Below are 13,679 nucleotides of genomic sequence, written 5' to 3'. Positions count from 1 at the left end.
GGTTTCTTTATTTTAAATGTGACCTATCGGGAAATTATGTGTCCTAATATTAGAAGTAAGGACTTTTTTTGTACCTTGAAATCCAATTTATAAACCCTAGATACCTTTTTCTTCTAAATAGGTATTACTTAAAAAAACAAAACAAATGTCAGGAATTTTAGACTTATTAAGCAGTGACTTAGGAAAATCAATCATTAGCGGTGTTGCCGGATCAACTGGAAACGACGCAGACAAAACAGGAAGCGTATTAACAATGGCTTTACCAGTTTTAATGAAAGCTATGCAACGTAATGCAGCAACACCAGAAGGTGCAGCAGGACTTATGGGAGCAATACAAAGTAAACAAGACGGTAACATTTTAGATAATCTTGGTGGATTATTTAGTGGTGGTGTTGATGATTCTGTAAAGAATGATGGTGAAAAAATATTAGGTCACGTTTTAGGAGCTAAACAAAGTGGTGTAGAACAAGTTATTGGTCAGAAATCTGGTTTAGATGCTGGTTCTGTTGCCAACATATTAAAAGTTGCAGCTCCTATTTTAATGGGTGTTCTAGGCAGCCAAGCTAAACAACAAAACGTTAGTGATTCTAACGGAATTGGTAGTTTATTAGGTGGTCTACTTGGTGGAAGTTCTGCAGATAAAGAACAAAGTTTCTTAGAGTCTATTTTAGATGCAGATGGAGACGGTAGCGTTGTTGATGATGTAGCTGGAATGGTACTTGGTAATGCTAGCAAATCTGGCGGTATTGGAGGTCTTTTAGGAGGTCTTTTCGGTAAATAAATTCCTGAATTACATAAATATATAAAAAGAGTCAAGTTAATAGCTTGACTCTTTTTTGTTAAAACCATTTAGTTTATCTGTATTAAGGAATGGTTTTTGTAAATTTAAGATGAACTTAAAGCCGTTCGCTCAGTCAAAAACATGGTTTACTCATTCATCTTTTTTAAACAGAGTAATGAAGCCTAAGTTTGACTAAACAATATTTATTATGAAAAATTTTATATACCTTTTATTAGTTTGTGCTTTTATTGCTAGTTGTAATACCGGAAGAACAGCAGTTCCAAACAAAACAGAAAACGAACAAGCAGCCAACGAAAAGCTAAGTGATACTGTAACCATTTCAAACGACGATTTAGAATACCAAATTATCATCATAGAACCAGGTTTTAACTTTTGGTTAGCAAGCCAAGCACGACCAGAAGGCTTTTATTCGCAACAATATTTAGAAACTAGAAATTATCAATACGTTATTGAGTGGAACCAACGCGTGAACCAACCCTCTCGATTTAATAGTAATTTATACGAGTTACAAATTGATTATCAAAGCCATATAGATTATGGTTACGAAGTAAACTACAAGCTATACAATTACTTTATTTACTTCCAACGAACATATAAACAAAGATTAGGGCCTTACAATCCCCGTATTTAAAACACTTTACCTATTTTTGCATTTCTAAACCTAACATGTGCAAAAATTTAAGGCTAACTGGCAAATAACTAAAAATTGGCAACTCATCTTTCCTTTTATAGGTTTGGTTGCATTAGGCTACTCCTCTATTAAATTGACAGGCTTATTTATTTCTAAAGAAAACTCAGCTTTTTTAATAGGTTTAGGAGCTGTTATATTCTTTGTTCTTCTAAAATTTATTCTTAAAATTTTCGAGAAGCTAGAAAAAAAATGGGAAGTCAATTACCGATGGGAATTAATTAGTATTTTCTTGGTTTTTGCTTCTACAGGGTCCTCTTCTGTTTTTGTAAGTCGTCCGTTAATAAAACTTATGGGTATTAACCGAGACAATTTACCTACATTTGCATATTGGATTTTATATATTGTCATTGGTTTTATTTTTTATCAAATCCTCCTTGTATGTATAGGATGGCTATTTGGACAATATAAATTTTTCTGGGATTTTGAAAAGAAAATGCTTCGTAGACTTGGGCTAAAACGTTTTGTAGATTAATTGAATACGATAATAAAACATATCATTTTTAAATCGCTAACAGTTTTGTTAGCACTTATGCTATTCGTTCCTTCAGGAGTTAAAATAGTGCATATTTTTGCCCATAATAATCACAAAGTTTGTTTAGGTGCAGATAGTACGCATATCCATAAAATAGATTTAGATTGTGAATTTCAAAAATTCAATATAAACCATCATTTTAAATTATCGGAAGAATTTGATCAATTATTTCAAATTTCATACCCTGCGCGTATTTATAACGTAACATATAAATTTCTTAATAATCATCGGCCTTTATCTTTCTCTTTAAGAGGCCCTCCCGTTTTAGTATAAAAGCAAGCATTTATTTTAAACTAAAATTTAGTAATGAAACACTATATAATGATTATAGCATGTTGTATTTTCAGCATTGCTTATAGTCAAAATTGCAATTATAAGCTTTCGGGTAATGTGCATGATTTCCATGATGGGTCTGCAATTACTGGTGCTGCCATCTATATTGAATCTCTCGACAGATATACAACATCTGATATTGATGGCAACTATAGTATTGAAAATCTCTGTAAAGGACTTTTAACTCTTGAAATATCGCATTTAGGGTGCGAAACTAAAAGAATAGAAATTCAAATTAATGGAGATACTCAATATGAAATTAATATGGAGCACCATATTGAAGAACTTCATGAAATTAAAATTGATGCTAGCGGAAATCATAAACTAACTAAAACATCTCAAGAGACTAAATTAAAAACAAAAACTCTTGAACGCTTTAGTGCTTTTAGTCTTGGCGATGCCTTAAAACGAGTAAGTGGTGTTTCATCCATTAATACAGGAAACACTATTGTAAAACCTGTAATTAATGGTTTGCATAGCAGTCGAATTGTCGTTATGACAAACAACGTGCGTTTGCAAGATCAAGAATGGGGCATTGAACATGCTCCAAATATAGATTTAAATGCTGCAGGGTATATAAACGTTATTAAAGGTGCAAATGCTCTAGCTTATGGTGGAGACGCTATTGGTGGTGTTATTGTATTGAAACCTAAAAACATTAGTCTTAAAGATTCACTTTACGGAAAAACTATTTTGGGCATGCAAAGTAATGGTAGAGGTTATAATGTATCATCTTCATTAACCAAATCTTGGGAGAAAGGATGGTATTTAACTGGACAAGCTTCCCATAAACGCTTTGGCGATTTTAAAGCTCCAGATTATTACTTAACCAATACAGGCATGAATTCCAAAGGGCTATCTGTTAATACGGGATTTAAAACTTTCGAAAAAGGATTCAATGTTTTTTACAGTTACTTAAATAACGAAATAGGTATTTTAAGAGCATCTCACATTGGTAACATTGAAGATTTAGTAAATGCTATAAATAGTCAAGAACCCTTAGTTCAAGACGATTTTAGTTATGCTATCAATGACCCCAAGCAAGAGATCACGCACCAAGTTATTAAAGCAGATTTTTATAAACGCTTCAAAAAATTTGGCCGTTTAGAAGTCCAATACGATTTCCAAAACAACCAAAGGTTTGAATACGACATTCGTGTTGGAGATGACAGAGATAAGCCTGCCTTAGATCTAACTTTAAAAACGCATACTTTAAAGTCTGATTTAAAAATAGACTCTAATACCAATGCTATTTATAAGTTTGGAGTAAATGCTGGTTTTCAGAATAATTTTGCAAATCCAGATACTGGTGTAAGACGTTTAATTCCTGATTATGATAAATACGATTTCGGAATTTATGCCATTTCAGAATTTAAATTAAATGAAAATACTAATTTAGATTTTGGATTACGTTACGACTTTAACAGAATAGATGCTAAAAAGTTTTATATAACAAGCCGCTGGGAAGAACGTGGATATGACGAGGATTTTGCGGATATTGTAATTGACGACTTAGGCACACAATTATTAGTAAACCCTGTTCTCACTTATCATAACGTTTCGGCTTCTGCTGGAATTACCCATAAATTCAATGCTAATAATTCTGTGATTTTTAATTACGGATTGTCAAACAGAGCGCCAAACCCTTCCGAGTTGTTTAGTGATGGTTTACACCACTCTGCAGCACGAATAGAATTAGGCGATTTGCGTATAAAGCAAGAAACATCAAACCGTATTGGTGCGTCATATTTATTTAAAAATGAGAAACTAACCTTAAATCTGGAAAGTTATTTAAATAACATTAGTGATTATATTTATATAAAACCTACAGGAACAGAAACAACCATAAGAGGTGCTTTTCCTGTTTGGGAGTATTTCCAAACCAATGCCTTATTATATGGGTTGGATATAAGTGCCAATTATAAGTTTAATAATCAATGGAATTTAAATAATAAAACAGCTTTTATAAAAGGTAGAAACCTCACAGAAAAAGAAGCTTTAATCGATATGCCTTCTTTTAAAACCGTTAATGCGATAGGTTATTCAAATAAAAAATGGCTGAATTTTAATGCCGAATTACAAAGTGAGTTGGTTTTCAAGCAAAATGACTATCCTGATAATAATTTTGAGGTGTTTATTCCTACAACCGAAGAATTTGTATTATTAGATATTAGTACTCCTCCTCCAACCTATCATTTAATGCATTTTGAAAGTGATATAACGGTTAAACTTTCTGAAAAATCAGATCTAAATATAGGTCTGAATATTACAAACATTTTTAATACTTCTTATAGAGAATACCTTAATAGATTAAGATATTTCGCCGATGATTTAGGAAGAAATTTTATGTTACAATTAAAAATAAATTATTAATATTAAAAAAAAAGAATGAAAACTTTAAAAAATTTATCACTATTATTTATTTCAGCATTAGTATTTACAGCATGTTCTAGCGATGATGACAATCCGGAACCAGTAAATGAAGAAGAAGTAATCACAACCTTAACAGCTACTTTAATACCTGCTGGCGACGGGAGTACTATTACTCTTCAAACACAAGATTTAGATGGTGATGGACCAAACGCCCCTGTAATTACTGTATCTGGAGCTTTAGCTGCTAATACGACTTACAATGGAACACTTGAGCTTTTAAATGAAACTGAATCGCCAGCGGAATCTATCAATGAAGAAATTGAAGAAGAAGATGATGAGCACCAATTTTTCTTCCAAGCCTCTAATAGTCTTGCGACTTTTACTTACGATGATTTTGATGAAGACGGTAACCCTGTTGGATTAGAATTTACAGTAACTACTGGCGATACTATTGGAACTGGAACATTAACAATTACTCTAAGACATGAGCCTAGTAAAAGCGCAACTGGAGTAAGCGATGGTGATATTACTAATGCTGGTGGAGAAACAGATATTCAAGCTGTTTTTAGTATCTCAGTTGAATAATATAAATTAGGGAAACACAGAAAAACTTCCTTAAAACAATTAAAAAGGAGCAAAAGCGGTTACGTTTTTGCTCCTTTTTTTATACCAACTACTACATAAAGAAATAATAAATTATGGTAATTCAATAAAATACATATTCTGATATATATAATTGCATTCTATCTAAGGATAATCGTCTAAGGAAAATTATCGAATTGATTGACTTTAATTTATTAACCATGAACTAGAGAATAAGTACTGTTCAAACAATGGGAGAAATATTAAAAATCTATCTTTTTAACTCCTAAAATCTTATTTAATATTAATCGAACTCAGACTATAAAAAGCAAATATTATACCCCGAATTTGCATTAGAAATCGGGCTAATGTTAGAAACCTTTTTTGAAAACGCTAATAGTACAATACATATCGTTGAACTTCTAGTTTATTTTATAAACCATTCTAAACCAAAGCTAGAATATTCTTTTTAAAGATTAAGTAGCAAAATATTTATATTTATGAGTTCCTTAATTTAAATTAAAATTACACGAATAAAGCCTGGCCCTTTTGGGTAACACCCAACTTAGACAAAAGAAAAAGCCCATTAACGATATAGCTAATGGGCTTTTTAAAATTTATGAAGTGTATGGTTTACTTCTTTTTATTCTTATTCTGAGCTTGCTTTTGCTGTTCTGCTTGCTCCATCATTTCAGCCATTTTTTTCTGAAATTTGTTTTGCTTTTTAGGCTGTTTTTTCTTCTCCTGAATTTGTTCGTGAATTTTGTCTTCATCTAAAATAAAGTTCTTAATCACTAATATAATTCCGATACTAATTAAGTTCGAGATAAAGTAATATAAACTTAGTCCTGAAGCATAATTGTTAAAGAAAAACAACATCATAATTGGAGAGAAATACATCATGTACTTCATCATTTTTGCCATATCTGGCATACCTTCTTGTTGTGGTTGCGACGCCGCTTGTTGTCCTGTTGTTAATTGCATGTAAAAGAAAATTGCAACTGACGCTAGTAATGGAAATAAACTTACGTGATTTCCATAAAATGGAATGTTAAACGGTAAATCTGCTATAACATCATAAGATGATAAATCGTCTGCCCAAAGGAAAGATTTTTGTCTTAAATCGAACGCAGAAGGGAAAAATTGGAATAACGCATAGAATACAGGAAGTTGTATTAAAGCTGGTAAACAACCCGCCATTGGGCTTGCTCCTGCTTTAGTTTGCAACGCCATAGTTTCTTGCTGCGCTTTCATTTTATTGTCTTTATGCTTTTCGCGAATAGCATCTAATTCTGGTTTAAGAATTTTCATTTTCGCTTGCGATAAAAACTGCTTGTATTGTACAAACGATAGCATTAATTTAATTAAAACCGTCATGGCAATAATAGCAATACCGTAAGGTAAAAAGCCTCCTAAAAAGCCGAATAAAGGCGTAAAGATATAACGGTTAATCCAACCGAAAAGTCCCCAACCAAATGGTACTAACTCGTCTAAATTACGATCATAAGAGTTTACAACTTCAAAATCGTTTGGACCAAAATATAAATCCATAGATTGATTAAGTTCTCCTGCTTGTAATGCTAATGGCATTTTAGAATCGAAATATTTAGTATAAACGGTGTCTACAACTTCGTCATCAACTAAGTTTTCAGATTTAATCTGTGCTTTTTTAAATGCCGTATCTGTTAATAATACAGATGAAAAGAAGTGTTGCTTATAGCCTATCCAAGTTACATCTTCTAACTCTTCATCAGCATCACGAGCACCTGTGTAGTTTGCTTTACCATCTTCATATTCGTAATGAATATCTGTATATCTGTTTTCGTAAGAAATACTTTTAGCGTGTCTGTATCCTTTTAAAGCCCAATCTAAATTAAGAACTTGAGAGCTATTAATAACATCGCTTAAACCTTGAGAACGCACGGTAAAATCGATCATGTAATCGTTCGGTTTTAACTCGTAACGGTATTCTAAAAATTTAGATTCTGATACTTTAAGTTTCATTGAAACCACAGTATTCTCACCATTTTTTGTAACGGTTGGTGTAAAGTATAAATCTTTAGTATTTAAAGTTCTACTATCTGTAGTTCCAAAATTGATATTGAAATCTGCATTACGATCCTTTATTAAATAAATAGGAAGTGAATCGTAATTAACAAACTTTTTAAGTTGTAATTCTGATAGATAACCACCTTTGTTGCTAAATTTTAAAGCGAAAACATCACTTTCAACAAGGGTTTCTTTATCTGAAGCCGTTGATGCTGCGTAAGCAAAAGCACCAAATTTACTTTTAAGGCCAATTAATTGTAATGAATCTGAAACACCGGCAACTTTAAAATCGTCTGCCGTAATAACTTTGGTATCATTTTGCTTGGGACTATTTTCAGCAGCAACTTGTTCTTGCTTTGCTTTTTCTTGTGCTTCAAGCTCTTCTGGCGTTGGTTTATTCTGCCAAAGCATGTACGCTAATATTCCGAAAATAAGTACAAAACCAATAATCGAATTAACGTCTAATTTCTTTTCTTCCATGTATTCAAATTTTAGACCTGACAAATTAAAACATCCATCAGGCCTTTATATATTATTTTTCTTAAATCAAAAAACTATCCACTATTCGTTTTGTGCCATCTTGGCACTTTTACGCTTTTTACTGAAGTTTAATCCTGCTTTTACAAAAGCTACAAATAATGGATGCGGATTGGCAACTGTACTTTTGTATTCTGGGTGATATTGTACACCAATAAACCAAGGATGCGAAGGAATTTCAACGATTTCAACTAAACCTGTGTTCGGGTTTAATCCTGTTGCTTTCATTCCGGCAGCTTCAATTTGTTCTTTGTAATCACTATTAAACTCATAACGATGTCTGTGACGCTCGCTAATGCTCTCCGATTTATAAATATCACGAATGGCTGAACCTATTTTTAAATCGCAATCCCAAGCACCTAAACGCATGGTTCCCCCCATATCGGTAACACTTTTTTGCTCTTCCATTAAACTGATAACCGGGTTTTTAGTATCCGGACTCATTTCAGTAGAATCAGCATCTTTTAAATTCAGTACGTTTCTAGCAAATTCAATAACAGCCATTTGCATACCTAAACAAATTCCGAAAAACGGCACATTGTTTTCACGTACATAACGTACAGCATCAATTTTACCTTCAATACCACGCTCACCAAATCCTGGTGCAACTAAAACACCATCTAAATGACCTAGTTTTAGTTTAGCATTATCTTCATTTATATATTCTGAGTGTACAGATTCAATATTAACCTTTACTTCATTTTCCGCTCCAGCGTGAATAAAAGCTTCTAAAATCGATTTATAAGAATCTTGCAATTCTACATATTTACCAATTAAACCAATAGTAATTTCATACTTTGGATTTTTATGACGGTGTACAAATTTATTCCAGTTAGAAATATCTGGTACAATGCTTTTTAAATTTAACTTTTTAAGCACAACCTTATCTAGACCTTCTTCTAGCATTAAATTAGGTACATCGTAAATAGTAGATGCATCTATCGATTGAATTACAGCTTCTTGCTTAACATTGCAAAACAATGCTAGTTTACGACGTAATTCCATAGGTAATTGGTGCTCGGTTCTACAAACCAAAATATCGGCTTGTACTCCACTTTCCATTAATGTTTTTACACTATGTTGGGTTGGTTTTGTTTTTAATTCGCCAGCAGCAGATAAAAATGGTACTAACGTTAAATGAATAACAATACCATTATTCTCACCTAAATCCCAACGTAATTGACGCACAGCCTCTATGTATGGTAAAGATTCAATATCTCCAACAGTACCACCAATTTCTGTAATTACAATATCGTAATCGCCAGATTTACCAAGCATTTGTATACGCTCTTTAATCTCATCGGTAATATGAGGAACCACCTGAACAGTTTTTCCTAAAAATTCACCACGGCGTTCTTTTTGAATTACACTTTGGTAAATACGACCTGTAGTAACGTTATTTGCCTGACTAGTTGGCACGTTTAAAAAACGTTCGTAGTGTCCTAAATCTAAATCGGTTTCGGCACCATCCTCGGTAACATAGCATTCACCATGTTCGTAAGGGTTTAAAGTGCCTGGATCGACATTGATATACGGATCTAGTTTTTGAATAGTTACTCTATAGCCTTGTGCTTGTAGAAGTTTTGCGAGCGATGCCGCGATAATCCCTTTTCCTAGGGATGATGTAACCCCACCGGTTACGAAAATGTATTTTGCTGTAGTTGTCATGTTGCGCTTATAAACGCAGGCAAATTTACAAAATTTAAATAGTTATTTCGGAATTGTTTTAGGCTAATTTGAAAGTGATTGATTAATAATGAATTTGAAGTAATTTTAACCTCATATTTATGGCTAAAACCATTACAAAATAAAAGGAAATTATTATTCAGGAAGAGACAACTTATTACACTTCGGATTATTTTTAAATCTATAAATTAATCCAGTAAAGCTTCCCTTAAAACGCTCACAGGATGCTTTGCAATACGATTTGTGCCATCTTTAATTTGATGACGACAACTTGTGCCGTTTGCAGATATAACAGTGTCTAAAGCTGCTTTTTTAATAGCAGGGAATAATGTTTGTTCCCCAATTTGCATACTTACACCATAATGTTCTTTCTCGTAACCAAAACTACCTGCCATACCACAACAACCACTTGGTATAATGGTTACTTTATAATTTTTCGGCAAATTAAGAACGGTAAAACTAGACAACTGATTGCTATCAGATTTTTGATGACAATGCCCATGGAATTTAATGGTTTTAGCTTCCGAAGTAAATTGCTCTGCTTTTATATTGCCTAATTCAATTTCCTTTTGAATAAATGCTTCAATTAAAAATGTGTTTTTTGCTATAGATTCCGCTGAAATTTTATCGTCTGCTAATTTTAAATATTCATCTTTAAAAGTTAGAATAGCTGAAGGCTCGATACCAATTAATGGTGTGTTTTCTGAAATTATATTTTTAAAAATGTTTATATTTTTATTGGCTGCTTTTTTGGCTTGTTCTAATAATCCTTTAGATAAAAAGGTTCTTCCAGATTCTTCATTCGCAACCATTTCAACCTTGTAATTTAAAGCATTTAAAAGCTCTAAAGCATCTACTCCTACTTCGGTATCCAAATAATTGGTAAACTCATCATTATATAAATAAACTGTTTTAATACAACTTTTAGAATCTCTAGTTTTAGAATGAATTTTATATTCTTTTTCTAAATTTCGTTTTGAAATTAATGGCAATGTGCGTTCGGGAGCTATACCAAATATTTTTTTTAATGTTGAAGATGTAAACGTGTTTGAAAACATGAAATTCGTTACACTTGGCGCTATACTTCCTAATTTATTTAATTGATTATTATAAGCGAAAAGTTTTGTTCTAAACGGAACACCATGTTCTTTTTGATATTGATATTGAAACTCTGCTTTTAAACTCGCCAAATCAACACTACTCGGGCATTCCGATGCGCAAGCTTTACAACTTAAACATAAATCGAACACAGATTTTAACTCTTCATGATCAAATTTATTCTCTTTATCAGAATTTGTTAAAAACTCTCTTAACGCATTGGCACGCGCTCGAGTGGTGTCTTTTTCATTTCGAGTTGCGCGATAACTTGGACACATGGTTCCGCCAAATTCTGGTAATTTTCTACAATCTCCAGAACCATTACATTTTTCTGTTTCTCTTAAAATGCCTTGAGATTTCGAAAAATCAAGCATTGTTTTTATCTCAGGTTCTTTACGGTCTACTTCGTAACGCAGCGCTTTATCCATAGAAAAAGCATCTACAATTTTACCTTGATTGAAAACATTATTAGGATCGAAAACCGATTTTATACGCTTTATTAATTGATAATTTTCTTCACCAATCATTAAAGGAATAAATTCAGCACGTACGATACCATCGCCATGTTCGCCACTCATGGAACCTTTATATTTTTTAACTAAATGAGCTACATCAGTGGTTATTTTTCGAAATAAAACAACATCTTCAGCCTTTTTCAAATTTAAAATAGGGCGTAAATGCAATTCTCCTGCACCAGCATGTGCGTAATAAATAGCGTCTTGATTGTAGCCTTTCATTAAAGCCGTAAATTCTGCTATATAGTTTGCCAAGTCTGGTAAAGCAACTGCTGTATCTTCTATACACGCTGCCGATTTTTTATCACCAATCATGTTTCCCAACAAGCCTAACCCTGCACTACGTAAATTATTTGCTTTTTGAATATCATCTCCAAAAAGCACTGGGTACGCATAACTCAGCCCTGATGTTTTTATGGCTTCAACTAAAGCTAAACCTAGAGCTTTTACTTCGGTAACAGAATTGCCTCTTACTTCGCACATTAAAATAGCTTTGGGATCGCCTTCTATAAATGCTCTGTTTTCTTCTTGGGTTTTATTTTGTTTTGTACAATCTAAAATGGTTTTATCCATCATTTCGCAATTGAACAAATTATGTTTCATAGTTAATTCTACAGCACTTAAACAGTTTTCTATACTATCAAAATGTGCCGCAACCATAATGGCTTCGCTTGGCGGAAGTTTATCTAACTTTAAAGTAATTTCCGTTGAAAAAGCCAATGTGCCTTCACTACCAGAAAGTAGTTTACACATATTGAATTTCTCAGAAGTTTCCGAAAAAACATCAGATTTTATTAGCTCATCAATAGCATAACCGGTATTTCGTCTATGAATTTCTGGTTTAGGGAAATTTTCAATAATTCGGTTTTTTACTGTATCCTGCTTTAATTCTTCGTAAATCGATTTGTAAATCTTTCCCTCTAAAGTATTTTCTGTTATTTTCTTTTTAAAACTATCAGAAGTCAATTCGCCAAAAACAGCTTCACTTCCATCACTTAAAATAGTTTCTAATTGTAATATTTTATCCCTGGTAACACCGTATTTAATAGATGTTGTTCCAGATGAATTGTTACCAACCATCCCACCTATCATACATCGGTTTGAAGTGGACGTATTTGGGCCGAAAAACAAGCCGTGAGGTTTTAAAAAATTATTAAGCGCATCGCGCACAACACCTGGTTGTACTGTAACGGTTTGCTCATCTTTATTAAACGCTATAATTTTGGTGAAATATTTTGAAACATCTACCACAATACCTTTACCAACGCATTGTCCTGCTAAAGATGTTCCTGCTGTACGCGGAATTAAAGTTGTATTATTAGATTTCGCGAAACTAATTAGCTTTTTTATATCTTCTTTATCCCTTGGATATGCAACCGCCATGGGTAACATTCTATAAACCGAAGCATCTGTGGCGTAAATAGATTTTGATAAATTATCGAATAATAATTCTCCAGATAACTCCGATTTTAAATCAGCTAAAGTCATTTTATGTATAAATATAGTTTCGTTAAATACAACGGGCTTTTAAAAAAAGTGCTGCGCCATTAGAATAACTAAATTCTAATAATATCAAAGTTATTAGTTTTAATTAAAAAGCAGGTGGTAATCTTAATTAATTTACGTAGATTTTAAAATGAAGACGCGTACAAACTATAACTATTTATTTAGGATACTTACGTTGTATATTCCTAATTAAATCTTCCAAACCATTTAATTTCAGTTCATAAACCTGTTTAAGCATATCGCCTAACTTTCCTTTAGGAAACCCTTTATTATGGTACCAAACCACGTAATATTCGGGTAAGTCTATTAAGTAACGATCTTTGTATTTACCAAAAGGCATTTTGGTATGCGCTAATGTAATCAGGAAATGTTTATCTGGAACCACAGGGTTATTATTCTATAAGTTTAAATTTAGACAGCTTATCAAGTTCTTTCTTAATAAAAAGTTGCCATCGTTGTTGAGCATCGATTTTTTTAGAATGATCTGTTTCCGCATCATAGCGTTTTTGCATCGTTCCTAAATCGGTAACATGTTTTTTGTAAATTACTTTCAACTTAGCCTTAATGTCGTTTGAAACTTTTTGTTGAGCAATTTCTTTTCTAAATTTCCTTGCAAACAATTCTGTTATATCAAAATGCAATTGCTCATGATTTAAAATATAATCACTGGCTTTATCTTTATGAAACCAAGATTTTTCGACACTAAAATAAGCGTGAACTTCCGCTGTATAACTTACAACATTAGAGTTTAATTCTTTAACGGAAAAACCAAAGCTAATTCCTGACGCCGTTTCTGCAACTGCACCTGAATTCTGCTTTGGTTTTCCTTTAAAATCTGACCAAGACAATTTATAATCATCTTCCCAAGAAATAACAGCTTCTCCTGTTTGGAAGCTTATAGTACAAAATAAAAAAGCTAATATTTTAATCACAATAAAAAATTAAATTTATTAATATGATATAAAAACGATTAGA

General features: G+C 32.5%; 11 protein-coding genes. 6 read left to right on the top strand and 5 right to left on the bottom strand.

All coding sequences use genetic code 11. The features are described from left to right. The first annotated feature begins 145 nt into the window (after positions 1–145). From GQR98_RS14840 to GQR98_RS14815, 6 genes are all read left to right on the top strand, one after another. On the top strand, positions 146–781 hold the full coding sequence (locus tag GQR98_RS14840; protein WP_159020182.1) for a DUF937 domain-containing protein: 636 nt from the start codon (positions 146–148) through the stop codon (positions 779–781). Positions 782–989: 208 nt separating this feature from the next. Continuing rightward, the gene (locus tag GQR98_RS14835) at positions 990–1,433 is read left to right on the top strand and encodes a DUF6146 family protein (protein ID WP_159020181.1); all 444 of its coding nucleotides are present in this window, start codon (positions 990–992) and stop codon (positions 1,431–1,433) included. 37 nt (positions 1,434–1,470) lie between these two features. Continuing rightward, positions 1,471–1,965, top strand: a complete 495-nt coding sequence (locus GQR98_RS14830; RefSeq protein ID WP_159020180.1) for a DUF6787 family protein — start codon at positions 1,471–1,473, stop codon at positions 1,963–1,965. Further along, complete coding sequence (locus GQR98_RS14825) at positions 1,966–2,298, top strand: hypothetical protein (protein ID WP_159020179.1); 333 nt, start codon at positions 1,966–1,968, stop codon at positions 2,296–2,298. Between the two features lie 33 nt (positions 2,299–2,331). Further along, positions 2,332–4,731: a TonB-dependent receptor gene (locus tag GQR98_RS14820; RefSeq protein ID WP_159020178.1), complete on the top strand. Its 2,400-nt coding sequence runs from the start codon at positions 2,332–2,334 to the stop codon at positions 4,729–4,731. Positions 4,732–4,746: 15 nt separating this feature from the next. Further along, positions 4,747–5,316: a type 1 periplasmic binding fold superfamily protein gene (locus tag GQR98_RS14815; protein WP_159020177.1), complete on the top strand. Its 570-nt coding sequence runs from the start codon at positions 4,747–4,749 to the stop codon at positions 5,314–5,316. 630 nt (positions 5,317–5,946) lie between these two features. Here the strand turns inward: GQR98_RS14815 and yidC are convergent. The 5 genes from yidC to GQR98_RS14790 form a co-directional block, all read right to left on the bottom strand. Next, positions 5,947–7,842, bottom strand: a complete 1,896-nt coding sequence (gene yidC, locus GQR98_RS14810; protein WP_159020176.1) for a membrane protein insertase YidC — start codon at positions 7,840–7,842, stop codon at positions 5,947–5,949. 81 nt (positions 7,843–7,923) lie between these two features. Beyond that, positions 7,924–9,567: a CTP synthase gene (locus GQR98_RS14805; protein WP_159020175.1), complete on the bottom strand. Its 1,644-nt coding sequence runs from the start codon at positions 9,565–9,567 to the stop codon at positions 7,924–7,926. A 206-nt stretch (positions 9,568–9,773) separates the two neighbouring features. After that, positions 9,774–12,686, bottom strand: coding sequence for an FAD-binding and (Fe-S)-binding domain-containing protein (locus tag GQR98_RS14800; protein WP_159020174.1), 2,913 nt, complete (start codon positions 12,684–12,686; stop codon positions 9,774–9,776). Between the two features lie 175 nt (positions 12,687–12,861). After that, entirely contained in the window at positions 12,862–13,089 is a 228-nt protein-coding gene (locus tag GQR98_RS14795; RefSeq protein ID WP_074936106.1) for a DUF3820 family protein, read from the bottom strand. 7 nt (positions 13,090–13,096) lie between these two features. Further along, entirely contained in the window at positions 13,097–13,636 is a 540-nt protein-coding gene (locus GQR98_RS14790; RefSeq protein WP_159020173.1) for a DUF922 domain-containing protein, read from the bottom strand. Between the last annotated feature and the right edge of the window lie 43 nt (positions 13,637–13,679).

This window comes from Algibacter sp. L3A6, assembly GCF_009796825.1.
GTDB lineage: Bacteria > Bacteroidota > Bacteroidia > Flavobacteriales > Flavobacteriaceae > Algibacter.
This window is presented reverse-complemented; position numbering and strand designations above follow the sequence as displayed.